At 43.9% G+C, this 25,629-nt stretch carries 18 protein-coding genes and 1 tRNA gene; 12 read left to right on the forward strand and 7 right to left on the reverse strand.

Annotation, left to right across the window (positions count from 1 at the left end):
* Positions 1–137 precede the first annotated feature (137 nt).
* Positions 138–1,676, forward strand: a complete 1,539-nt coding sequence (locus ACF8OV_RS22190; protein ID WP_021821499.1) for a bifunctional diguanylate cyclase/phosphodiesterase — start codon at positions 138–140, stop codon at positions 1,674–1,676.
* Positions 1,677–1,750: 74 nt separating this feature from the next.
* Here the strand turns inward: ACF8OV_RS22190 and ACF8OV_RS22195 are convergent, their stop codons facing one another.
* Positions 1,751–3,682: a DEAD/DEAH box helicase gene (locus ACF8OV_RS22195; protein ID WP_005483383.1), complete on the reverse strand. Its 1,932-nt coding sequence runs from the start codon at positions 3,680–3,682 to the stop codon at positions 1,751–1,753.
* Between the two features lie 379 nt (positions 3,683–4,061).
* Between ACF8OV_RS22195 and rnb the strand changes: the two genes are divergently transcribed.
* Entirely contained in the window at positions 4,062–6,068 is a 2,007-nt protein-coding gene (gene rnb / locus ACF8OV_RS22200) for an exoribonuclease II (protein WP_017448089.1), read from the forward strand.
* A gap of 71 nt (positions 6,069–6,139) precedes the next feature.
* Positions 6,140–6,943, forward strand: coding sequence for an AraC family transcriptional regulator (locus ACF8OV_RS22205; protein ID WP_203504115.1), 804 nt, complete (start codon positions 6,140–6,142; stop codon positions 6,941–6,943).
* 4 nt (positions 6,944–6,947) lie between these two features.
* Here the strand turns inward: ACF8OV_RS22205 and ACF8OV_RS22210 are convergent, their stop codons facing one another.
* Complete coding sequence (locus ACF8OV_RS22210; protein ID WP_203504119.1) at positions 6,948–7,301, reverse strand: DUF3024 domain-containing protein; 354 nt, start codon at positions 7,299–7,301, stop codon at positions 6,948–6,950.
* A 256-nt stretch (positions 7,302–7,557) separates the two neighbouring features.
* On the opposite strand from ACF8OV_RS22210, the gene ACF8OV_RS22215 reads away from it, so the two are divergent.
* Positions 7,558–8,385 carry a phosphate ABC transporter substrate-binding protein gene (locus ACF8OV_RS22215; protein ID WP_005462121.1) on the forward strand — a complete coding sequence of 276 codons (828 nt, stop codon included), beginning with the start codon at positions 7,558–7,560 and terminating at the stop codon, positions 8,383–8,385.
* A gap of 55 nt (positions 8,386–8,440) precedes the next feature.
* On the opposite strand, the gene ACF8OV_RS22220 is transcribed toward ACF8OV_RS22215, so the two are convergent.
* Positions 8,441–9,121, reverse strand: coding sequence for a MaoC family dehydratase (locus tag ACF8OV_RS22220; protein WP_203504122.1), 681 nt, complete (start codon positions 9,119–9,121; stop codon positions 8,441–8,443).
* A 329-nt stretch (positions 9,122–9,450) separates the two neighbouring features.
* On the opposite strand from ACF8OV_RS22220, the gene ACF8OV_RS22225 reads away from it, so the two are divergent.
* Positions 9,451–9,541 (forward strand) — tRNA-Ser (locus ACF8OV_RS22225).
* Positions 9,542–9,565: 24 nt separating this feature from the next.
* Here the strand turns inward: ACF8OV_RS22225 and ACF8OV_RS22230 are convergent.
* Positions 9,566–10,519, reverse strand: coding sequence for a LysR family transcriptional regulator (locus tag ACF8OV_RS22230; protein WP_021452586.1), 954 nt, complete (start codon positions 10,517–10,519; stop codon positions 9,566–9,568).
* 135 nt (positions 10,520–10,654) lie between these two features.
* Here ACF8OV_RS22230 and ACF8OV_RS22235 point away from each other — a divergent pair, with 135 nt between their 5' ends.
* The 3 genes from ACF8OV_RS22235 to ACF8OV_RS22245 are packed head-to-tail and all read left to right on the forward strand — an operon-like array spanning position 10,655 to position 15,227.
* Positions 10,655–11,893: an anaerobic sulfatase maturase gene (locus ACF8OV_RS22235; protein ID WP_180804600.1), complete on the forward strand. Its 1,239-nt coding sequence runs from the start codon at positions 10,655–10,657 to the stop codon at positions 11,891–11,893.
* Between the two features lie 7 nt (positions 11,894–11,900).
* Complete coding sequence (locus tag ACF8OV_RS22240; RefSeq protein ID WP_017448084.1) at positions 11,901–14,270, forward strand: arylsulfatase; 2,370 nt, start codon at positions 11,901–11,903, stop codon at positions 14,268–14,270.
* Positions 14,271–14,291: 21 nt separating this feature from the next.
* Positions 14,292–15,227: a LysR family transcriptional regulator gene (locus tag ACF8OV_RS22245; protein WP_203504124.1), complete on the forward strand. Its 936-nt coding sequence runs from the start codon at positions 14,292–14,294 to the stop codon at positions 15,225–15,227.
* A gap of 113 nt (positions 15,228–15,340) precedes the next feature.
* Here the strand turns inward: ACF8OV_RS22245 and ACF8OV_RS22250 are convergent, their stop codons facing one another.
* Positions 15,341–15,514: a hypothetical protein gene (locus tag ACF8OV_RS22250; RefSeq protein ID WP_005482667.1), complete on the reverse strand. Its 174-nt coding sequence runs from the start codon at positions 15,512–15,514 to the stop codon at positions 15,341–15,343.
* Between the two features lie 57 nt (positions 15,515–15,571).
* Entirely contained in the window at positions 15,572–17,122 is a 1,551-nt protein-coding gene (locus ACF8OV_RS22255) for a PAS domain-containing methyl-accepting chemotaxis protein (protein WP_005487868.1), read from the reverse strand.
* A gap of 252 nt (positions 17,123–17,374) precedes the next feature.
* Here ACF8OV_RS22255 and modF point away from each other — a divergent pair, with 252 nt between their 5' ends.
* Positions 17,375–18,829, forward strand: coding sequence for a molybdate ABC transporter ATP-binding protein ModF (gene modF / locus ACF8OV_RS22260; protein WP_005498459.1), 1,455 nt, complete (start codon positions 17,375–17,377; stop codon positions 18,827–18,829).
* Between the two features lie 13 nt (positions 18,830–18,842).
* Here the strand turns inward: modF and ACF8OV_RS22265 are convergent, their stop codons facing one another.
* Positions 18,843–20,309, reverse strand: coding sequence for an EAL domain-containing protein (locus ACF8OV_RS22265; RefSeq protein ID WP_025507907.1), 1,467 nt, complete (start codon positions 20,307–20,309; stop codon positions 18,843–18,845).
* A gap of 334 nt (positions 20,310–20,643) precedes the next feature.
* Between ACF8OV_RS22265 and ACF8OV_RS22270 the strand changes: the two genes are divergently transcribed.
* From ACF8OV_RS22270 to ACF8OV_RS22280, 3 genes are all read left to right on the forward strand, one after another.
* Positions 20,644–21,378, forward strand: a complete 735-nt coding sequence (locus ACF8OV_RS22270; protein ID WP_005462094.1) for an IclR family transcriptional regulator — start codon at positions 20,644–20,646, stop codon at positions 21,376–21,378.
* Between the two features lie 6 nt (positions 21,379–21,384).
* Entirely contained in the window at positions 21,385–22,224 is an 840-nt protein-coding gene (locus tag ACF8OV_RS22275) for an arginase family protein (RefSeq protein ID WP_005482584.1), read from the forward strand.
* Between the two features lie 300 nt (positions 22,225–22,524).
* Positions 22,525–25,545, forward strand: a complete 3,021-nt coding sequence (locus tag ACF8OV_RS22280; RefSeq protein WP_203504126.1) for a DUF6701 domain-containing protein — start codon at positions 22,525–22,527, stop codon at positions 25,543–25,545.
* Positions 25,546–25,629 lie beyond the last annotated feature (84 nt).

A 25,629-nucleotide genomic window follows, 5' to 3' on the forward strand; every position in this document is an offset into this window, starting at 1 on the left:
ATTCAAACCTATGAGCTACGTTGTTTATTGGATGTATAAAAATAACAATCTCATCAATAATTCGGGGTAATAGCGTGCCCACAATAGCCTTTTTATTAGTGATCTTAGGTTTGATTTTGCTCTGCTGGGGATGGCAGATGACAAAAAATATTTGCTCGAAAACAGAGGTACCCGGGTGGACATGGCTGTTGATGTTAATAAGTTGCTTCATTTTTGCTTATGCTGCTTTCTTGCACGCAATCATGAAAAAACCAGTGGCATCACTGCTTGAAACTGGTGTTTCTTTGCTCTTATTCGGTGGCAGTATTTTTGTTGTTTTAGTCATCAAGTGGAGCAACGATTCCATCTTAGAGCTACACAGCGTCGCGGAGCGAGAAAAACGAAATGCGGTTCATGACTCCCTGACAGGACTTCCCAATCGCAAGTATTGCTTCGAACTGATTGATGACAGAATACAATCTGGCGACCCTTTCTCTGTCATTCTGTTTGACGTAGTGAACTTTAAACAAGTGAACGATGCGATGGGACACTTCTGTGGAGACCAGTTACTGATTCAGATTGGTCAACGATTGCAAGACAAGCTCAAAGGGAGCGACAAGATCTTCCGTGTGGGGGGCGATGAATTTGTCATTCTCACCTCTTCCGCCTGTGAGAAAACGGGCACAGAACTTATCGAAAGCCTAGATTGCGCCCTCTCTGCACGCTTTCACCTAGATGAGTTCCAAGTATCTTCACGTGTCGTATTTGGGATAAGCACCTATCCTTACGACGCGATCTCAAATGATCTTTTGATTAAACATGCCGACATTGCCATGTATCACGCCAAACGTAACGGCAATTTATTCGCATTTTATCATGATGATATGAACGTGGGTGCCAAGTACCAACTTGAAATTTCCTCTCGCATTCAATGCGCGTTAGAGAAAGAAGAGTTTCAGTTGTACTACCAACCCTTGATTGATGCGAACACCAATTTAGCTGTCGGATTCGAGGCAGTGATCCGTTGGCACGATGAGAACGGGAAAACTATCTCACCCAACGACTTCATCCCTATCGCGGAGCGCAGCAACCAAGTCCACAACATCACCATGTGGGTATTGGGCCAGGTAGAAAAAGATCTCAAAACCTTTATCGAAAAAGGCATTAAGTTGCCTGTACACGTGAACCTTTCAGCCAAAGACCTCTCTTCGAACCTTCTTTTCCATCGTCTTGAGAAACTACTTGAAAACAATCCGCAATTTGCCGATCTGATCAGTTTGGAAATCACGGAAACCATGGCAATAGATAGAGTGGTAGAACTCAACCCACTCATTCACCAAATTAAAGGGTTGGGTATTAAAATCAGTTTGGATGACTTCGGTACGGGGTACTCGTCACTTTCTTTATTGCGGGATCTACCTGTGGATCAAATTAAAATCGACCGTTCGTTTTTGTGCACAGCAAACCGTACAGAAGGCTCTCGTTCCATCGTAGAGAACACGATAGCTCTAGCACATGGTTTAGGTTACTCAGTGGTTGCAGAAGGTGTTCAGGACATGGACACGCTGTATTTTTTAAGAAGCAGAGGCTGCGACATCATTCAAGGATACCTATTTTGCCCTGCTCTACCGCTGAATGAAGTGATTAATTGGGTTAACGAGCACGACGACAAACAAAGTCATACCCGACGCGCATAAAAAAGCCGAGCTTAATGCTCGGCTTTCAAATCAATCTCTACAACAATTTATATAACTGTGTAGTACTGCGCTGATTATGCGTCTTGAGTGCGACGGCCACGGCCGTGACCACGTTCGCCACGGTAGTTACCACGGTGATCACCACCACGGTTACGATCGAAACGACGTTCGCCACCTTCACGGTTACCTTCGCGGTTGCCGTCACGGTTACCACGGAAGCCACCTTCACGACGACCGCCTTCACGACGCTCACCACCACGGTTGCCACCTTCGCGGTTACCACGGAAACCACCTTCACGACGACCGCCATCGCGACGACCACCGTCACGGCGACCACCACGAGACTCGCGGAAATCGTCGAAGTCACATACTACAGCACCAACATCTTGTTGACGGATACGCAGTTTGCTTAGTTTGCTCGCAGCTTCAGAAGTCATTGCTTTTGGTAGCTGAACGAATGTGTGACCTTGCGCTAGCTTGATCGCACCGATAGAACCTTTACCTAGGCCTAGCTCGTTTGCTAGAGCGCCAACGATATCTTTAACTTGAACGCCTTGCTCGCGACCAACTTGAAGCTGGTAAGTATCCCAGTCTTGGTTGTTGAAGCTACGACCGCCTTCACGACCGCCTTCACGGCGTTCTTTACGACGCTGCTTGTCACGCTCAATCGCTTCAACCATTGGGTCTTCGCCAATGTAGAAAAGAGGACGTTTACCTTGTTGACGCTTAAGAAGCATTGCAGCAAGCATCGCAGGATCGATTTCTAGAGAAGTTTGTAGTTTCTCTACTAGCTCTGCGAACTTGTCTAGTGCTTTGTGCTCTTTCTCAGCTTCCAGTTCAGCCGCTAGCTTGTTTAGACGAGCTTCTGCAACTTGGTCACGTAGAGGAAGTTGGATTTCTTCCATAGATGACTTAGTCACGCGCTCGATAGTGCGAAGCATGCGGATTTGGTTAGTGCGAACTAGAAGGATCGCTTTACCTTTACGTCCTGCACGGCCAGTACGACCGATACGGTGGATGTAAGACTCAACATCGAATGGGATGTCGTAGTTAAATACGTGTGTGATACGTGGAACATCAAGACCACGTGCAACAACGTCAGTTGCCACTAGGATGTCGATAACACCTTGTTTGATGTGGTCAACAGTACGCTCACGTAGAGACTGAGGAATGTCACCGTGCAGTGCAGCAGCTTTGAAGCCACGTGCAGATAGCCAGTCAGCTAGACGCTCGGTGTCTTGACGAGTACGTACGAATACGATTGACGCGTCAGTTTCTTCAGTTTCAAGAAGACGAGACATAGCTTCATCTTTCTCTACACCTTTCACTACCCAGAACTGCTGTTGAACTTTGTCTACAGTGTGGTTTTTACCAGCAACGTCAACAGTTACAGGATCACGTAGGAAGCGCTCAACAATGTTTTTCAGCATTGGTGGCATAGTTGCAGAAAATAGAACGCGTTGTGCTGATTCAGGAGCGTGCTCCATGATTGCAGTTACGTCGTCCACGAAACCCATGTTTAGCATTTCGTCCGCTTCATCAAGTACGAAAGTATTCACTTCGTCAAGATGTAGACGTTCACGGTTGATAAGGTCTTGAACACGGCCAGGAGTACCAACAACAACGTGTGCACCGTTTTTAAGAGCACGCATTTGATCTACGATAGATGCACCACCGTAGATTTCTAGAACTTTAAGACCCTTGATGTTTTTACCAAGGTTTTTCATTTCAGCCGCAACCTGGATCGCTAGCTCACGAGTTGGAGCAAGAACGATTGCTTGTGGTTTACGTTGATCAAGATCTAGCTTGTTTAGAAGAGGCAGAGAGAATGCTGCCGTTTTACCTGTACCCGTCTGTGCTTTACCCAGCGCGTCAGCACCTTCCAATAGGTGTGGGATTGCCGCAGCCTGAATTGGAGTTGGTGACACGAAACCCATTCCGTCTAGAGCAGAAAGGATAGAATCATTCAGAGATAAATCGCTGAATTGAATAACAGAATCTTGCATTGGGATCCTACTTAATTAAACAAAAAAACAGTCCCATATGCTCTTCCAATTCGATACTGATTCATCCAGTTACTAAATCCATTCAGACAGGAGTTAGCACAGTACACAACCGCGATAAGCCATTAGGGACGACTAAGGGAGGCGGATTATTCCTTAAATGCATAAAAAAAGCTAGAAAAAATTGAATTACATCACAATTTATTCTCACTAATGGTAATATCCGCATAAAAATCCACCTACCGCCCGTTTCTCCGAAGAGAAAAGCACCGTTGAGCTGTTTAATTCCTCAATAATTCACAGTGAATTTGTGTGCTTTAGGTAGTAATAATAGCCCGCAATGATTATAGTGTGGCCAACTCCATTGGTAAGTTAAGAAAAGATGTTTCAAGATAACCCGCTATTAGCCCAGCTTAAGCAGCAAATCCAAGAAAACCTGCCTAAAAAAGAAGGTTCAATCAAAGCAACAGATAAAGGCTTTGGTTTCCTGGAAGTGGACAGCAAGACCAGCTTCTTCATCCCACCAGCGTACATGAAAAAGTGCATTCACGGCGACAAAGTCGTGGCCATCATCCGTACTGAAAATGAACGTGAAGTCGCAGAACCACAAGAGCTGATCGAACAATCTCTTACTCGCTTTATCGGTCGAGTAAAGATGTTCAAAGGCAAGCTAAATGTCGTGCCTGACCATCCTCAACTAAAGAAATTGTCTCTAAAAGCGAAACTGAAGAAAGGTTTAAAGCCTGACAACTTCGCAGAAGGTGATTGGGTTGTAGCACATCTTGTTCGTCACCCGCTAAAAGGCGACAACACGTTCTTCGTTGAAATTTCAGAGAAAATCACTGACGCTGATGACAAAATCGCACCGTGGTGGGTAACGCTAGCGCAAAACGATCTACCAAACTCAGAACCTGCTGGCATTGAGAACTGGGAATTAAAAGATGACGCCGATCTAGAGCGCATCGACATGACTCATGTTCCTTTCGTCACAATCGATGGTGAATCAACTAAAGATATGGATGACGCGTTGTACGCGAAGAAAACAGAATCTGGTGATTTTGAGTTAACTATCGCGATTGCTGACCCAACTGCGTACATCACACCTGAAGACGAAATGGATAAAGTCGCGCGTGAGCGTGGTTACACCATTTATCTACCAGGCCGTAACATCCCGATGTTACCTCGCGATCTAGCGGACAACCTATGTTCTCTAATTGAAGGCGAAATCCGTCCAGCAATCTGCTGCACCGTAACAGTGAGCAAAGACGGTGTGATTGGTGACGATATCAAATTCTTCGCTGCAAACATCAAGTCACACGCGCGCCTAGCATACGATCACGTTTCTGATTGGCTAGAAAACGGCAACTCTGATGCATGGCAACCTTCAGAAGAAATCGCAACGATCGTACGCGATCTATACGAGTTTTCTCTAGCTCGCGCAGAATGGCGTGAGAAAAACGCAGTCGTATTCCCTGACCGCCCTGACTACCGTTTTGAGCTAAGTGAAGACAATGACGTTATCGCTATTCACGCTGACATGCGCCGCAGTGCAAACCGTCTTGTTGAAGAATCGATGATTACGGCGAACATTTGTGCAGGCCGTACACTGCGTGAAAAATTCGAAACTGGCGTATTCAACACTCACGCAGGTTTGAAACCAGAGAAAATCGAAGAAGTTGTGCAACTCGTTAACCCTGAGGGTACGCTAGAATTCACAGCAGAATCGATTGCAACGCTTGAAGGCTTCGCTGCTCTGCGTCGTTGGTTAGCGGTTCAAGAGACATCTTACCTAGACAACCGCATTCGTAAGTTCCAAGCATACAGTGAAGTGGGTAACCAACCTCTTCCTCATTACGCGATGGGTCTAGACATTTATGCGACTTGGACATCCCCAATTCGTAAATATGGCGATATGATCAACCACCGTATGCTAAAAGCGGTGATTCTAGATAAAGAACCAGTACAAAAACCTGACGATCAAGTGGGTGAAGAACTGGCACTGCACCGTAAGCACCACAAAATTGCAGAGCGTAACGTGTCCGATTGGCTATACGCACGTACTCTTGCGGATGAACCAAGCAAGCAAACTTGTTTCACAGGTGAGATTTTCGATATTAATCGTGCTGGTGCACGTGTTCGACTTCTCGAAAATGGTGCAGCAGCCTTTATTCCTGGTGCCCTGATTCTTGATAATAAAGAACGAATTGAGTGCAATGGCGACAACGGCACAATCTCTATCGATAAAGAGGTGGTGTACAAGCTGGGTGACACATTGGAAATCGTTCTTGCGGACGTTAACCAAGAAAACCGTAGTTTAGTTGCAAAGCCAACACAGGTATTTGCTGATCAACCAGCAGCACAAACAGAACAAACTGTAAGTGAAGAATAATACCGAATGAAGTTTAAAGGCGCTCGAATGGGCGCCTTTTTTATTTGTCATGGAAAACGATAAGAACGAATATGCCGAACATTGAGATCATTCGCTTTAACCACTTCACTGCTCGCAAAAGTGAACGTTACACCGCCACCCATAACGGCTTATATGTCGTAGAAGAAGGCGCATTAGTCGTCCACCAGCCAAATGGCGAACAATTTGAACTACAAGCTGGCGACTTTACCCTATACAACTCTTATGACTTAAGAAGTGCAGAAGCCATATCAGGCGAGAATGGCTTTAAAGCTGTCGCGCTAGTCTTTGACATCAGCCTATTTTGCGAGTTTAAGAAAGCACACCCTGGATTGCATTCAGAAGCAGAACATCGACGCTTCTACCCTTTCTCGCCAGAATCCAATTCAGAAATCACACAGCTTAAGAATACGTTATTGGCCTTAGCCAGTCGCAATGCTCCTGATTACACTCAGAGCCACATCGCAATGGCGCTACTTTCTCTTATGGTGGAAGTTCAGCCCGACATTCTTTCGATCATTGACGATGCAAGCAGCCTAACAGCCTCTCAAAAGGCCATTAAGTACATCGAAAAGAACATTGAGAAGGATATAACGTTAGAAGGCCTAGCGGCGCACATGAGCATGTCTATTGCGACGTTAAAACGCCGCCTTGCAGCCGAAAACCTTTCTTTTTCTCAGATATTAAAAGTGAAACGTATTAACTACGCGGCAACACAACTGCGCGTTTCACAAAAATCGATAACAGAAATCGCATTTGAATCTGGATTTAAGAGCGCTGCTCACTTTAGTACCGCGTTTAAATCCATTTACAACATCACCCCTAAAGACTTTCGTAATCAGGTAGTAAGAGGTTAATCCCCTACTCCCAAAAACACGCTTGAGGATCGCTTTCAAGTTCGGCAAGGAGATCTTCAAGCGTGTGACTATGCGGCAACTTTTTGTAAGGAATCCATCGAATGTCTTCTGAGCGAAAGGCGGGAACATAAAAGCGCCAAAGCTGAGTCTGAGAATCAAATAGAATTTTTGCAATTGGCGAGGTGTATTCACTATGTTGTGAATCTAGCAAGAAATGCGCATGGTGAAGTTCAACGCCGTTTTCAATTGGCTCATAAAGGCATTTTCCTTGCTCTACTGGCAAATTAGCATTGCGCGCCGAACAAAGAATCTGAACCAGTTTATATAAGCGGCTGGTTGCCATTTGAGAAACAGACATGACGTTCTCCTGATAGGTAGTTTTTAGTATACACCCAAGCGCCATTTAAGGCTGACTTCACCAACATTCCGTTTACAGACTTCTCAGAGATTACCATCTCACTCTCCGAGGAAACACTACGCACATCACCACTTTGCTCAAATAACGCGATAAACACGCTGCTGTTTCACATTCGAACAATCTTTTCTGATTCACAAAAGTGTAACCTGAACGCAATATCATAACCGCTGCTTTATACCGTATATGGAGTTTAAATATGTTACGTTTTACTGTGGCAACTTTACTAGCCATGGCTGTCTCCCTTCCTTCTGCTATGGCGAAAGAAGTCAACATTTCAGGTTCAACTTCCGTTGCTCGCGTGATGGACGTACTCGCCGAAGAATACAACAAGACACATCCAGATAATTACATCGCTGTACAGGGCATTGGTTCTAGTGCGGGGATCACCATGGTGAACAAAGGTGTCGTGAAACTTGGTATGAGCTCTCGCTATCTGACAGAAAGCGAAAAAGGCGAAGACTTGAATGTGTTTCCAATTGCTTACGATGGCCTTGCCGTTGTTGTGAACCGTACAAACTCTGTGACTAACCTTTCAGCACAACAACTGTTTGACATCTACAAAGGCGAAATCAAAAACTGGAAAGAAGTCGGCGGCGCGGATCAACCGATAGCAGTTGTCACGCGAGAAGCATCTTCTGGCTCGCGCTACAGCTTTGAAAGTTTGTTGGGTCTCACCAAAATCATTAACGACCGTCTGGTTTCTGATATCAGCCCAAACAACTTAGTTGTAAACAGCAACAGCATGGTTAAAACCATTGTGAACCATAACACACGTGCGATTGGTTTTATTTCGGTGGGGTCTGTAGACCTTTCTGTGAAGGCGATTCAGTTTAACGGGATTGAACCAACAGCAGCGAACATCGCAAATCACAAATACAAACTGGCTCGACCATTCTTGGTGCTTTACAAAGTCGACTCGCTAGATCAAGCCGGCAAAGACTTTGTCGCGTTCCTAAAATCGGAAGCGGGACAAAAAACCATTGCTGACTACGGGTACATACCGGTTAAAAACTTTAACCAGTAAAAACAAAAAAAGAGAGCATTGAAATGCTCTCTTTTTTATTGATTCGAATATGTTTTTAGAAGTGCAATTGAATCACAGATACCACTACCGCACCTGGGCGTCTTACACCTTCAATTTCCACTTTGATTTCACGCTCGATCTCTAAACCTTTTTTGATAGGCGTTACTTTAGTCAGTGTACTTACTGCACGCACGTTGTTACCAGCTTTAACTGGGTAAGGAAAACGTACTTGGTTCAAGCCTAGATTCACAACCAATTTCGCTGTCGGAAATATTGGCTTATCCGCATCAACTGAGTCCGTCAGTTTAGGCAGTAGAGCCAACGTCAGGAAACCATGCGCAATAGTTGTTTTAAAAGGTGATTCAACAGATGCACGCTCTGGGTCAGTATGAATCCATTGCATATCTTCTGTTACCGCACCAAATTGATTGATACGCTCTTGAGATACATGAACCCAATCACCCGTATGGATCACTTCACCGATCTTACCGCTTAACTCGTCATACAGTTTTTGAGCTTCTGGCTGAAGAACAATCGGCGCAGGTTGAGGAGCCACTTCTTCATTTACTGCAGGCTGATTATGGTCGCGCACATTAGAAAACAAAAAGCTGTTTTGTGCCTTGCCCAAAAAGTCACTCCAGTAATCGCGTAGCGTTGGAGACATCCAATTCATAAACTCGGATTGATGAGCAGAAATCGCATCAACTTTGTCTTTAAATAGATTTGTGACCTTCATAAACACCCTTAGAAAAATTAAGCACAACTGGCTATACCAGTTAATTTTGAATTAGTTCACAAACTGTTGCAAACACTTTCGGGCGAACACATGTATCCTCAAAGCCTATAATTTGTTATTTTTCATAAAGATAACAATAAAACACCATTTTATTGATTAGCGCTAGGATAAAGTAAAAACTCTACATTTAGGTGCGTTTCGCGTTGTTTTCACTCACTTTCAGTGTTGCTCACTATTGCATCGGCGTCTAGAAAATCATCAAACGGCACTTCAATTGTAATTCAGTGCTTTACAACGACTACTCCACTCCCTATTATACGTCCCGCAACGGAGAGATGGCTGAGTGGTTGAAAGCACCGGTCTTGAAAACCGGCATACGTTAATAGCGTATCTAGGGTTCAAATCCCTATCTCTCCGCCACTTTTAGAAAAAAGCCGTTGATAATCAACGGCTTTTTTCGTATCTACTGTCAAACTTCTTGTTATACACATCTAGAAAGTCATTCATCAGCTTAGAAATGGTACTGTGTAACCACACAATCATAGGATCATTTTTGTAGGCCTTGTCGTATATAAAGCCAAACTCTTTTTCTTGCAGCGGCAGAAACACCTCATCGCTCGAAGTAATGTAGCTAAATTTTTCACCCAACTGTTCTGCTATGTAGATTGAACAAGGAAACAATAAGTCTGTCGTCTCAACGGCATTAATAATGACATTGATATGCGTCGTTTTAAGTTTTACTTTGAAATCGATACCGTGACTCAACAGCAATCTTGAGAGTTTATCTTGCCGCTCATTCCAATGCTTTTGCAAGTGGATAGCCAGAGGATAAGACGCGATTGTCTCCAAGGATATTGACTCGTTATTAATTGGATGATCTTTTCTACAGACCATAACCGACATATCTTTTCCGACTTTTCTTTGGACTAAGTTTTTATTTAAATTTAATGGAAAATAATGAATTCCAAAATGAACGAGCTGATTATTAATTCGATCTGGCGTTAACTCATTCCAATCTTCAATGGTTAATTCTATATTCGGCGCGTTCTCTGAAAAATATTGAATTATTTCTGGGGCTAGCCAATATGCGATGTAACTATTCATCGCTATATTGATTTTTATATCTGATGTCGATGGATCAAAAGACATATCCTCAGTTAATTCATCAATATCATGAATAATATTATTGAGTTTGGCACGTATGGAGATTGCTTTTGGCGTTAGCTCCATCCTGCCGTTTTTTCTGGTAAGTAATTCATCCTGAAATATTTCCCTTAAGCTTCTTAGAGTTCGGCTCACCGCAGAAGCACTTGTCGACATTTGGTTTGCTGTTGCTGTGATACTTTTTGTTTCCAAAAGTAACGCCAACGGTTTCAGTAAGTTATAGTTAAATATCATGTCTAAACTCTCTCACAACGCTCCCTAAAAACATAATATCAATTTTGATAAGTATCAAGTATCACTATTATCAATTGTGGACAAGAACATATTAATTAAACTAGTTCCATCTTGGTTGGAGTAGAAGAATCCCTTATGGCTGGTTTACATACTACAGTGAAAGTTGTTGGCTCAAAATGCAACTATGATTGTCAATATTGTTTTTATTTAGAGAAGGACCTGCTCTTAAAATCTAAAAAATCAATGAATATAGAAACGCTAGAGACTTATATTAAAAATTATATTTCTAGCCAAGATACGCCTATTGTCGAGTTCGCATGGCACGGTGGAGAACCTACATTGATAGGCATTGATTTTTTTGAAAAGGCTGTTGAGTTTCAAAAGCAATACGCTAACGGAAAATTAATAAAGAACACAATTCAAACCAATGGATCTAAATTAAACAGTGATTGGTGCAGATTCTTTCGAGAAAATAACTTCTTGGTTGGATTAAGTTTAGATGGTCCTGAGTGGCTTCAAGAAAAATACCGAACCAAACAAGGAAAAAGTGCTTTTAAAGAAAGCTTTTCTGCATTAAAGCTTCTACAAAAAATGAACGTTGAATACAACGTTTTGGCATGTGTGACCAAAGAGTATTGCAAACATGCTGAGGCTATCTATTCATTTTTCCGAAAGAATAAGGTGAAACATATTCAGTTCTCACCTCTTGTCGAATCTTCTCCGTTAGAAACAGAGCAAGCTCGTGGCCAACACTTTGGTAGCAATCTGATTTTCTCGACAGACAAACGCCATACAGATCCTCAGAAATACGAACCTATCGCTTGGTCTGTTGATGCCAAAGAATACGGACGTTTTCTCACCGACGTATTTCATCTTTGGGTTTCTCAAGATGTTGGAAAAGTCTTCATTTCGAACTTCGAACAGGCATTAACACAATACCTTGGCAACCCCTCTCCAAACTGTATTCATGCAAAAAAATGCGGCTCGTCTTATGCCGTTGAAGCAAATGGCGACGTTTATTTCTGTGACCATGTCGCCTACCCGGAGTCGAAACTCGGCAATGTATTCGAAACATCGTTGCACGAGATGTCACTGAATCACGAACTTCAGTTCAACAAAGAATCCCGCTTATCTATGCGATGTAAACAATGCCAGTACTTGTCTCTCTGCAACGGCGGCTGCCCAAAACATCGCTATCTCTCCGACACTGGTGAGCATGAAAACGTCCTTTGTGATGGTTATTTCTATTTTTTCAGCTCAGTACAAAAGTATTTGCAAGCAATGACGACGCTCTTAGCTCATGGCTATCCAGCAAGCTATGTCATGCAAGCATTAGACGGCCCTTTAATCCTAACACCCTCTAATAAAAGGTAATCAATAAATGGATATTTTGAAAACAACGGTGACCATCACCGGAGCGCTCGCTCCGTGTTTGGTTGCGGCAGGAACGGTAGACAGAACAAAGCTCCCAATTCCTGACATTGAGCCCCAAACTTACACTCAACTCGACGTGCGAGATGTTCAGCGCCCCGAGCCCACTCGCCGAATCGCGGCACCAAAAGATGCACCTAACGTGCTTGTTATCTTGTTAGATGACGTCGGTTTTAGTCAGTCATCCCTTTTTGGGGGCGCTGTTGATATGCCGACACTTGATGCGTTGGCTAAACAAGGTCTTATCTATAACCAATTCCATACAACCGGCGTAAGCTCTGCAACTCGAACTGCCTTGCTTACTGGCCGCAATCATCACCAAAATAATATGGGTTCAATTGCCGAAACATCGACGGCTTTCCCTGGCAATACAAGCGTTCGACCAAACTACATCGCTGCCCTACCAAAAATTTTGAAATATAACGGTTACAGCACGGCAATGTTTGGTAAAAACCACGAAATTCCAGCTTGGGAGACAGGACCCGCAGGTAACCAAACGCTTTGGCCTTCTGAAGTGGGTTTCGACAAATTCTACGGCTTCTTCGGTGGTGAAACCGACCAGTTCCAACCCGTGTTGATTGACGGTAATACGCGCATTAAAACGCCACGTAAAAAGAACTATCACTTCACAGCAGATATGACCGACCAAACTATTGAATGGTTGAACCTGCAGCACAGCTACAATGCTGACCAACCGTTCTTCGCTTACTACGCTCCGGGTGCCGCACACGCCCCTCATCAGGCCCCAAGAGAATGGATTGATAAGTTCAAAGGCAAGTTCTCAATGGGCTGGGACAAACTAAGACAAGAGTCGTTTGAACGTCAGAAGAAGTTAGGCATTATTCCACAAGATACGGTTTTGCCACCAATGCCAGACTTTGTGCCTCGTTGGGACTCTCTCTCATCTGATGAAAAACGTGTCTTCGAACGCCAAATGGAAGTTTATGCAGGCTTCTTAGCACACACTGACCATGAGATCGGTCGAGTCATCGACACACTCAAGAAAAATGGTGAATTCGATAATACCTTAATCTTCTACATTGTCGGCGATAACGGTGCGAGCGCAGAAGGCAACCGTAACGGAAGCTTCAACTCACTGGCGTTCTATAACCTCATCACGGAAGATCCTAACCGCGTGCTAGAAAACATCGATAAGCTTGGCGGGCCAGATAGCTTCCCACACTACGCTTCAGGCTGGGCCGTAGCGGGTGACTCTCCATTTACTTGGACGAAGGGAATGTCTTCAGACTTTGGTGGCACTCGAAATGGTATGGTCGTGAGTTGGCCTGCGGGAATCGATAACAAAGGCCAGCCTTTACGCGATCAATGGTCTCATGTTGTAGATATTGCTCCGACAGTACTAGAAGCCGCCAATTTACCAGTTCCAAAAGAAGTCGATGGTGTTGAGCAAATCCCGATGGCAGGCGTGAGCTTCACTAATACATTTAAGGAAACAAAAGCACAAACACGACACAAACCTCAATATTTCGAACTGGGAGGTAACCGTGCCATCTATCACGAAGGGTGGCTAGCGCGTGTTACTCACTGGGCTTTAACTGAGGGGTCAACTAAGTTTAGAGACCTACAAGATGATAAATGGGAATTGTACGACACAACGAAAGATTTCTCTTTAGCCAACGACTTAGCAAAATCTAACCCTCAAAAGCTTGAGGAGCTGAAGAAGCTATTCGATAAAGAAGCAGAGAAAAACCATGTCTACCCTATCGATGATCGCACAATGGAACGTGTGAACGCAGAAATTGCGGGCCGACCTGATGCTCTGTTTGGTAAGAAGAGCCTAACGCTTTATGAAGGTGCGAGAGGCATCCCTGAAAACTCCTTCTTAAATATCAAAAATAAATCGTTTGATATTGTTGCGGACATTTCAACAGACAATGCGTCAAAGACTAACGGTGTGATTATCGCGCAAGGCGGTAACTTCGGTGGTTGGACGCTATATGTGAAAAACGGCGTCCCAACCTTCGAATATAACTGGTTAACCTACGAGTACACTAAAGTCTCTGGTTCTAAACTAAAAGAAGGCAAGAACGAGATTAAAGTGGCATTCCGTTACGACGAGAACGGCCAAGGTGGTAAAGGTAACGCCGCTGGCAGAGGTAAAGGCGGTAACGTTTATCTCTACGTGAACGATAAGCTTGTTGAGAAGAAACTTATCCCTAACACAAACAGCCGCTTGTTCTCGCTCGACGATGGCGTGGGTATTGGTGAAGATGAAGGTGGCGCGGTGAGTAAAGACTACCAAGCACCATTCGAGTTCAATCAAAAAATTGAACAAGTCACAACCTCTATCGTTCAATAGCGATAAATCTCCTGAGTCATTATGTTAATAGTGGCTCAGGAGTCACTTCTCACTCCCGTTGATTTCCCCAACAATTCATTACTCGAGTTCAAGATGTCCAAAGCCATTGACCTAAACTTAATCAATACATTTATTGTGGTGACCGAGTGCCTTTCTTATACGAAAGCGGCGGATAAATTAGGTGTAACTCAGCCAGCGATAAGTGCTTCCATTAAACGACTAGAGCGCACAACAAACACAACGTTATTTACGAAACGAGGGCGAAATATTGAGCTAACCAGCACGGCCCAGAAATGGCAGCCTCAACTACAACAAGCGCTGAGTGTAATCGATAGCGTGATCAACCAACCTGCTCCCTACAATGTTTACTGTTCAAATATCTATCCGGCTCAGCAATCCAAGCTTGAAAATGTCTTTTTTCATGAGTCAACATTAAGCGAAAACCATTTATTCTCTCTGCTTTACAGTAATGAAGCGGATTTACTACTGGGGGATATTGAAAGCAGAGAAGCGTCAATTATAGTGGAAGATGTTTGTCGAGAGCCTTGTGTTGTTATATGCCGAAACGGTCACCCAAGGATTGACGAGCACATCTCCACCGAGATGTTAAGCGACGAAAAACATTGCGTACTTGCCAGTAAATGGAGTTTTGATACTGAGTTTGAAAAACATTTGGGCTTAATCGTCAAATCAAACAATATCGATTCTATCGCATCTAACTATTTGGGTATTCTCACCCACGTCGCTCAAAACGACTGCATCGGCGTCATTCCGCTATCTTTGGCAAAGAAATGGGGGAAAACCTTTAATATTAAGCATTTTACTTCCCCTTCTAGCGCTTGCTTTATTCAATATCAAATCGCATACCACCAACGAAAAGTGAACTGTAAAAGGCATGGAGCGATGCGAGCGTTGATAAAATCTAAAGTATTAGAAGATCAACAACGTATCATTTAATCAATTGATTCCTCCCTACTTTTCAACAGGTTTTATTGACAAAAAAGCCGTTGTTCATCAACGGCTTTCTTTTCACTTTCATTGCTTTAATACAACCGATTGATGAGAAAAGCTTAAAAAGCGATACCTATCACGGCTTCCAACATTTTTAACTCTTCATGAGTCAAAAAATCCGTCGATTGCCTGCTGAGCACACTGCTATTGAATTCAACTATTGCTACATTCTGTTGCTCGTCTTTTTCATGTTTTGGTTGCTCCGGGGAAAAGTTGGTATTTTGCGTAACCATATTTGCTCCTACCCTATGCTTTATTTAGAGAAGCACTAAGCCATTTACTTCCGCTGCTTATGCGAATTTTTTTATCATGTCAGAGAGTTCATTCGTACAGTTTTGCACTCTGCTGTTCATCTGGTTGGTTTCTGTCATCAGATCATACGACTCGCTGTATTTCAAATTGAGCGATTGGATGTTCTCATTGATTTCATCCGTGACGTAGACCTGCTCTTCGATGGCGACGGCTATCTGTTGATTTCTTTCTACAACATCTTGGATCAACGACTCTAGTTGCTGAATGCTCTCAAGCGCCGTTCCAAGCAAAGTGACCGTCCCTGTAGACATCTCGTTGCCTTTCTCCAACGCAGAAACCGCAGACTTACTGCCATGTTGAATGCTCTCAATCGCAGATTTGATCTCTGTTGTGGACTCTTGAGTTCGTTTGGCAAGCGTTCTCACTTCATCCGCGACTACCGCAAAACCACGACCTTGCTCGCCTGCCCTTGCCGCTTCTATCGCAGCATTCAATGCCAGAAGATTGGTTTGTTCGGCAATGCCATTAATCACCTCAATAACCGTCCCTATTTGATCCGTTTGTTGATTCAAACGCATCACCACTTTCGAAATCTCACCCAACTCGCCAACAAGGTCGAGAACAGAATGGTTAACGTTATCGATAACATTGCGGCTATCGGTCATGGTGTTTTGCGCTTTCAGCGTTGCATCTGCGGTTGCTTGAGCATTATGAGATATCTCTGAAGACGAGGCTTGCATCTCATTCACTGCGGTTGCAACAGAATCAATTTCGATTTTTTGCGCGCTTAGGTTTTCAGTAACACGCTCACTGTTGTCCGCCGCGCTATCGGCATTCGTTTTCGTCTCTTCACAGGAATCTTTTACCGAAACTCCTACTCTGCCTAACAAGGCGTTCGCGAACTGCTTCCTCATTTTCATAGCCAGTTCGATTTCTGCAAGATCATTCACTTTCCCGCAGTATATATATTCCATCAACGGGTTATTGAAATCCTGTCTTGCTTGTTTAGCCAGCTTCTCAATTGGTCTGGTCAACATGTAGATGGATAATGCCGAAAGTAACGCTGCAGCGCTGAAAGCCACCATTGGTGATTGATTCATCTCTAGAAGTAACAAGCCCAAAAAGTTCGAAATAAAAAGGAAAAAGGCAGCTCTCATCCAAAGACGTGTACGAGGTAGGTAAAGTTGAAGCGGTTTTTTATCATTTCGCAGTTTCGCGTAAGCTTTCTCTGCGCGTTTGACATAAATACGTTCTGGTTTAAAACGGACAGATTGGTATTCAACAATTTCACCGTTGTATTTGATTGGCGATGCAAACGCATCCACCCAGTAATATCCTCCATTTTTTCGTCTGTTTTTCACCATTCCCATCCAATGTTTCCCAGCTTTGAGATGAGACCAGAGGTCTTTAAACGCCTGTTTAGGCATATCTGGATGGCGAACAACGTTATGTGGTTTTCCTATCAACTCTCCTTCTTCAAAGCCAGCAACTTCATTAAAATGCGCACTGGCATATTTGATGTAACTTGATGGGTCGGTTATGGAAACGAGACTGTAGCTCGCAGGATAATCGTATTCCTTTTCACTCATATACATGCATCCTTACATTTAATAAATAAGTGCCACATATGAGTGTAGCAGCATAATATCCATACGCATAATGATGACTATATGGAAATATTACCGCGACTTATTGAACAGCAGATTCGTTACATAAGTCTTTCGTTTCTGGTCGTAACAATCTTTGCTTTGGTTAAAATTAATACTGACATCCCCTTCCTTAGGCCCTTGGTTAGTTGTTATAACTAGTCCAATACAACAATAACAAGGAAGACAAACACAATGGCTATTCGCTTTAGTCAGCTTGCTGTACAAGGACATACCACCACACTTTCCATTGATGAATGGACAATCGATAACAATGACTCTTGGGGCATCTTCAGTGCAGAAGGCGACATCGGCTCCCTGCTAGGCGATCTGCTTTGTGGCGAACTGAAACCCACACAAGGGACTTTGGATCTTGGTGAATTGAAAGTCGCGCAAGTATCGCTTTCAGAGCAACAACGACTACTTGAACGTGAGCTAGAAAAGGACGACACCGATTTTCTCGATCGTATCGACCAAGGCAGTACCGTTTATGCTTTGATTTTTGAGTGCTGCCAAGATGCAGCAACGACGGAAAGACTGCTTGAAGAGCTCGACCTTCACCATTTAAAACAGAGCGGTTTTCGTGTTTTATCGACTGGCGAGACCAGACGAGTCATGCTCGCTAGAGCGTTGGCAACCCAACCTGACCTTGTGCTTCTGGATAATCCTTTTGTCGGTCTAGATGTTGCCCACCGCGCTTCACTCGCAACCTATTTGCACTCGCTTTCGCAATCCGTCCAGATGTTGATTACGTTTTCTCGCGAGTCCGACATGCCAGAATGGATAGATCATGTGGCGCTATTTAATGCCGGCAGTCTTGACAGCACAATGAATAAAGAAAGTTGGGACAACCACCCGATAATCGAACAAATCAAGTCACAATCCCAAAAACAAAGCGAAGAGATGATGGGGTTGATACGACGCCACCAACACTCTACGCACTTCGATGATCCTATTTTCGAACTAAAAAATGGCCAAGTTGAATACACTGAAAAACGTATTTTCACTGACCTGAATTGGCGCATAGATAAAGGACAACACTGGCAAGTTAAAGGGCCAAACGGCTGTGGTAAAAGTACGTTATTGGGGCTGATATTTGGCGATCATCCACAATGCTACAGTAACGACATCCACATCTTCGGCAAGAAACGAGGCTCTGGCGAAAGCATCTGGGAGATAAAACAGCATATTGGCATGGTCTCCTCTGCACTGCATCTTCAATACCGAGTGAATTGCAGCGCGTTAGAGGTCATTCTGTCTGGGTTCTACGACTCGATTGGCTTGTATAATCAGCCTTCGCGTAAAGAGATTGACGTAGCTAAAGAGTGGCTTGATATCTTACACATGCGTCACTACGAAAAGACGTCTTTCAAACAGTTGGAATACGGTCAGCAACGTTTGCTGTTGATCGCGCGCGCTATAGTGAAGCAGCCAACGCTACTCATTTTGGATGAGCCTTATCAAGGTCTCGACTTTTTAGGACGACGCTTGGTAAAAAACACGTTGGAACTGATTGCACGTGAAAATCTCAGCCAATTGCTTTACGTCTCCCATTACCAAGAAGACAGCCTTGAGAGCATCAAAAACGATCTTGAGTTTGTCTTCGATGACGAAGCGCAGTGTTATCGCGCTCAAATTCATCACTGGTAATGCGTAACAAGAGCTAGGAAATCGGCTGCTGCGCAAGCAGGGAATATGGTAAAGGTTTGGAATACAGGTAGCCTTGATGGTATTGCACTCCCATATTTTTCAAATGCTCTGCTTGCGCCGGCGTTTCGACGCCTTCGGCAATCAACTTCACTTGCAGCTCGTCCGCAAAATGAACGATGGCATTCAATACGGATGCACTCACACTTTGAATGCCTATTGTTTCAACAAAACACTTGTCGATCTTCAAATAATCAATTTTCATGTGCTGCAAAAATGCTAACGACGTTTGCCCAGTTCCAAAGTCGTCGATCAGTACATCAATTCCGTGCACACGCAACGCTGCAATATGCTTCCTTGCTTCCCCATTGATCAACTGACGCTCCGTAATTTCGATGCCGAGCGACACATTGTTCTCACTTAGCTTTCTGTGGATGAGTTGCAGTTTTCTTATTACATGAGAACCGACAAGGTAACCAGGAGGCACATTGACACCAAGATGCACCGGATGAGTAAACGTCAGTTTGGAGAAATCGTCCGCAGCTTTTTCTAAAACGTAGTCGGTCAGCAACGATACTAACCCGTTCTGTTCTGCCGCAGGAACAAATTCATCTGGAGCAATAAAACCTTTTTGTTGATGCTCCCAGCGTATCAGCGCTTCGTAACCAAACACGCGTCCGCTTTCAACATCAATCTGAGGTTGGTAATACAAGGTTAACTCGTTTTTTTTCAGTGCTTTTTTTAGTTCTGCTAAAAGGTTTCTTTGTGGATCGACAAACTTGTTTAACGCGTATAAGCAAAGATAAATCATCGCGATAATAGGCACTGAATAGATGATGTAAGAAATCAATTTTTGCTCGACAAATAAATCGCTAGCTTCAGCGAGCGCTTGGTATTCAAACACCTTAGATTCATTAAAAGCAATCGGGTTTGTACCTTTTCTGGATGCGCCAGCGGGCACCACGTCGTCATGAATAAACAAAGCTGACCGCTTGAGGCGTAAATCGTTGTTAAATCCAATTGTCGCGCCAAAATAGTCTCTATCAATGATGGTGATGGCTTTATATGTCTGCTGCCCTTGAGTCACCACTAGCAGCAATGGTTCATCTAAGCCGTTTATCTGGCCGAAGGTTAAGGCATGATTGGGCCTGAAGGTTAAGTATTCAGAAAGCGGTTTGGATAAGTGTCCAAGCTTCGATGAGCAAATGATCTCATCGCCTTTGACAATGAGCATCTCATCGATGTCTCGCTCAAACATCAGGTTTTGCTGCAACTGCTCACACCGTTCTGGATGAATAAGCGCAGTTCGGTTTTCAGTCTCAATTTGAAAGAGAATTTCATCCGCGATTTGTATGTTCTTTTCGAGCAAGTGATCGAGGTTACTTTGCACACTCTCGTGTGCCAAATACAAAACCTCCGCAAATACCAAAGGAAGTGGCAGAAAAAAGATAGCAGCTTTCTTAAGAAGCATTTTATTCAGCATATAAAAGCGACCTTTTATAAACCGATTGACTCAGATGGTATCGAGAAAACGATACCCACCAGCAACTCACGTTTACAATATTATTCATTAGATTTATTGAGTATGCGAGACACCTCCTACTCTCGCAAATAAAACAAAATCTTAATTGTTTAAGTTCCAGTTTAGTGGCACGAGACTCAAAGGTGAGACATCCACTTTCCAAGTTTTCTTCAATGTTTAACCGCTCACTGCCATTTTCTCATTAAGTGAGAATTACTCATAAAAATTATTTTTCTTTTCTCAGTGATTAAGAATTATATTTGTCCTATATCTTTTAACACGTTACAACTCTCTCATGACATTAAACAAAGCCAACGCTAATCAGGTAAACGAAAAGGCACTGCAATTATTAATGCAAGTTGCGGTAAGCCAATTCCCAGTCTCTGCGAAAACACTCAGCGAACAATTGAACGTTCCATTAAGCAGTTTGTATCGACATCTAAAACTGCTGAAAGAATGGAACTTGATTGAAGAAAGTGTGCATGACAAGACGTTTGTTGTTGGACCAGCAGCCTTACTGTTGATGCACAGCTATGAAACCGCTCAGCACGGCCTTGATATGGTTGAAACCATCTTGGCGCGCTTGGTGCAGCAAACAGGGGAAATGGCGGCGTACATGGTGCCATCGGGTTATCGAGCGCTTTGTGTCAGACAAAAAGAAAGTATGCAGGCGCTACGATGCAGCTTCGTCCAGGGTCAAAGTCAACCCCTGCTTCGTGGCGCCTCATCTAAAGTGATGCTGGCTTTTATGCCTCAAAGTCGCTGCGAAAAGATCTTACGTTACTTTAGCCAAGATCATCGCTTAGACGAATGGGAAAAAGAGCTCGCCACAATCCGAAAGAACGGCTATGCCGTAAGTACCTCCGAGATTGACCCTGGTGTTTCTGGTATCAGCGCGCCAGTCATGAAAGGAAGTAAGCTGGTTGGCGCAGTTTCGGTTATGGCTCCGGCACACCGAGTAGAAAAGGATAAGCAGCGCATTATTTTGCATGTGTTGCAGGCGGCAAGGGCACTACCACCAGAAAGGTAATTCAACATGTTAAGCTTTTTCAAACGCTATAAGTTTCATCACACACCAAAGCAGCCGCATCATTATCCTTTTTCTTTTATGACGGTTTGCGAACACTTAGCCCCTATGTCTAAAGGTGCGTTTGAATTAGCAGACCAAAGTTTGGAAAACGCGAGCGAATGGTTGTATCAACAACATGATCACGCGACAGCAGCGAATTTCGGTCATTTTTCTCACTCAAAATTAGAGAGTGGTGAATTTCAGGAAGCATTGAGCCTATCGCTTTCTCGCCACTCTATCCCAGTGTTGGTTTCTAACTGCACGGAAGCCATTTTATCGATGCTTCCTGTCGTTGTGTCGTACCGCGATGAAGTGGGCATTGTGAATATCGGCCATAAGATGAGCCTAAAGCCGACGCTTGAACCTCGCATGGGTTCAGCGTTTCACTTTGCCCTTTCTCGCTATCAAAATGTGCGACTATTTTTTGCTGGCGTAAGCGAGCAAGACACGAAACAAGAAACCTTGGAATACGCCGAAGATCAAGGCTGTGATTGGGTAACGGATCGTGAGTTTACGTTCAGACATCGCAACCACGTAAAGCAGCAAATCAGCAATTATTTGGATCACTGTGACCAAATCATTGTGACGATAGATTTGGGTTCGCTATCAACGAAAAACAATCTTGAAGGTACGCCATCGCTGGATATTCAAATGGTACTGAGAACATTAAGGCTGTGTTTGGTATCTGGTAAGGTAAAAGCGATTCAACTTGTAGGCGACCGTGACCGATTGGTGTATTCACGACAAACCAAAGCCATTCTTGAGGAGTTGTATCAGATGGCTCCCCTACTCGACCACGCGGCGTAGCGAATAATTGTACAGAATAAGGCCATCACTTAGCCTTATTCTGGCAGAGTCTCACCTTTTATTATCATTTACTAACAAATACTTACACGATCAATGCGACTTATGTCACATTTATCTATTGAACAAACAACCCATCTAAGTTCTAATATCCTTACACCACTATGGTATGACATACGAAATAAAAATCCCCATAGTTCAATAACTAAGCGGTTCTTCTAATAATATTTAGCCGCTATTTCTCTGAGACACTTATTTTCTCTCGCTTGATGTCATTCAGTTCCACGAGATTTAGGATACTTAATGATGCGTCTTTACTGCGTTATTGCTACGGCCATGTTGATGCCGTTAACAGCACAAGCAACGGTTTATGACGTTGCGAAACCATCTGAGCTAAACCAAATATGCTCAACTCATAGTTCTTTTGATATTCAAAGAACAGACACTACCTTTTTTTGCCATGGCAAGATCGTATTACCCGCTGGTGATTCCATCATCTCCTCTTCACCTGAGAACGAAGTCATACTAGAAGCTCATCAAGGCATTGTTTTAGAGGGCAATAACCGAATTGGTGAACCTAATAAACGCATCTCACTTCGCTCGCTTTCAGTCGAGTTGAAGGTTAACAATGAGCAAGCTTCTAGCATTGAAGATTACCAAAACAAACACACTGTTATTTATGGTGACCTTCTGTCGGCCTACCCAACAAAACTGCATAATGTTCTCATCGATGGGGATATAGAGCTAACGGGGTCGACGCTTCATATTGACGGTAAGTACAACACCATTATTGGTAAAATTTTGACTCACAGTACGACCGATATATTCAATACTAACGTTTGTGGCACCATTGAATCAAAAGGCCATCAATTGCATCTCAAGACGAATCACCCTTTCCAACAACATTTCGTCGTCGGTGATATTGTGGCGCACAGTTCTCTGCTTATTGATGATATGGCGGTTTACGGCACGACGGAGTCCAAAGGTGCATCTGCCGCACTGAACGGTTCGTTCTACGCGAAAGATACTGCGATTAAGTACTTCCAGACATTAAACTTTAATCAAGGTGTTGGAAGTCAGGTTTGCGGCGAAATCCAACAAACGCCGGGAAGTTCGCACCCTCATAGTGTAACTGGCAAGTATTCTCAGTTCTGCGGTGTTGGCCAATCACGTTGCGATTACTCGAGCTCCATTTGTCCGAGCACCGCAACTCCGCCGCCCGAGTGTAGCATGTTGCCTCCAAGTAACGATGACTTGGGCCTGACGGTGACACCATCTGATGACATGGCGTTGATGTGCGGTGACGATCTCCCGCAATTCACAGCGATCACAACCAACAACGATGAAGTAGTCAGCGCACCCGTGATGGCAATATTGTCTGATCCCGACTTGTTCACGCTAGAAGTAGTGAAAGGGAAACCGACCTCAACTGAAAACCAGTTTCAATCTAACGATAGTGGTGAGCTCGTTGTTCGTGTGATTCCAAACGACATCGATAAGATCGCATTAGACGCCAATTACTATCTGACTTTCACGATGGTCGGAGACTCCGCTAAGGAGCAAACAGTCAACTTCATGTTTACGCCGTTTATGTTCGAAGCGTATTCAAATGAAAGACGGACACTGAGTGAAATTCGCGTCATCGCTGGTAAACCAGAAAATGTTCATACCCGTCTGCTCGCTTGTGCCTCCACAGGAGAACCCGTCGTTGCCAGCAATTACAATGGTAGACCCAAAGTAGTTCACCCTTTGATTAAACCTCTCGGCGGAAGCGAAGGTGATTTTAGTTATTCTGCTGAGTTCAAAGACGGATTATCGGAACATGGCTTAATTACTAACGAATCCGGACTGTTCGAGGTGACGTTATCCGACCAATTCGAATGTAAAGGATTTTCAGAGTGTCCGGACGACGGCACAGTTGAAGTAACAGGCAAGTTTAATGTGTACTCGCGACCATGGACCTTGGCAATCTGTGAGAACCAAAACACCTTGCCTTCAGGCACATCCGAACAAGGTGATAAGTTCATTGCCGCTGGCGAACATTTCTCGTTAACAGTGAAACCCGTCATCTGGCAAAAAGGGGGTTCTATCAGTGCTCCTATCGACTCATCAGCTTATTGTGATGCTTTGGTCACGACCAACTTTATGCATGATGGCGCACCAGCAGCATCGGTTGTTTTGTCGAGCGAGCAACACTCGCCTTTAAACACGGCAAACCAAACCTCGACGCTGTTGAAAAGTAATTATGCGTTAACTCAAGGACACCAATCCGCCAAGAACCATCGCTTCGTTTTTAGCGGATTGTATTGGGCAGAAGTCGGCAGCTTGAAAGTGAAAGCAAACCTCGGCAGTACGTATTTTGGCATGAAGGTTAACGAAGGTTATCGCCATATCGGACGTTTCTATCCGAAGTACTTCAAAGTGCAAAGTCAAGATTGGACTTACCCTAAAAACCAAGGCTTTGTATACATGAATCAACCGTTTGAGAAAGTTACCTACGATGTGGTTGCGCTAAACGCAAACAAAGAGGACGTAAAAAACTACGCCCATTTTGCACCAAGTCTACAACAGCATTTTTACTTAGGAGAGCTTGGCGGATACCAAGATCGTTTTGTGCCACCAGCACCACAAAAGGCAGAATGGAAACTCATCGGCGATGCCAGTATCGGTCAGTTTGTTATTGAAAAAGCATCTACAAATGCAACGTGTCAGAACAGCCCGTGTTGGGAGAAAGATAAAACTAAAGGCCATTACCCTGATGGCCCGTTCAACCGCGATGCAAACAGCAAGAGCAGTAAAATTGGCTTAGTGACTACTCACGTGGTTGATGAGGTGAACTTCTTCGATGGCGGTAAAATTCTGACGAAACAACCAGACATTCGTTTTGGTCGTTTGAACTTTAAGGATGTTGGCGGAAATCAAGGCATGAAGATCAAAGTGCCATTGGACGTAGAGGTGTGGCAAAACGGTAGATTTGTTACAAACTTTGATGACAACTCGACAACCGCAAATGGTGCGTACTACACCAGCACGCCTATTTGGTCGAACGCACCGGTAAATAACGCCCAGTTATCTGGTGTTGCTAAGATGAGTGTTGGCAGAACCAACGACATCATTGCAAGCCAAATTGACGCGGCAAGAGAACAAATTCAGTTCAGCCTAAATCTAGACCACTCAGGCAACCAACTTCCTTGGCTCAAATATGACTGGGAAACTTCGACTCCCGAAGAAGAAAACCCGCCAACAATAGTCACGTTTGGTATTCACCGTGGAAACGATCGCATTATCTATCGTGGTGAGCCGAATATGCTCGGTTTAAATTAGCCTCTTAAACCAACACTAGACGGCAAATAAAAAGAGCCCCTCAATTGAGGGGCTCTTTCGTTACAAACGAATGTAATTATCTAA

Source organism: Vibrio sp. GLN_1, assembly GCF_043106015.1.
Classification (GTDB): domain Bacteria; phylum Pseudomonadota; class Gammaproteobacteria; order Enterobacterales; family Vibrionaceae; genus Vibrio; species Vibrio parahaemolyticus.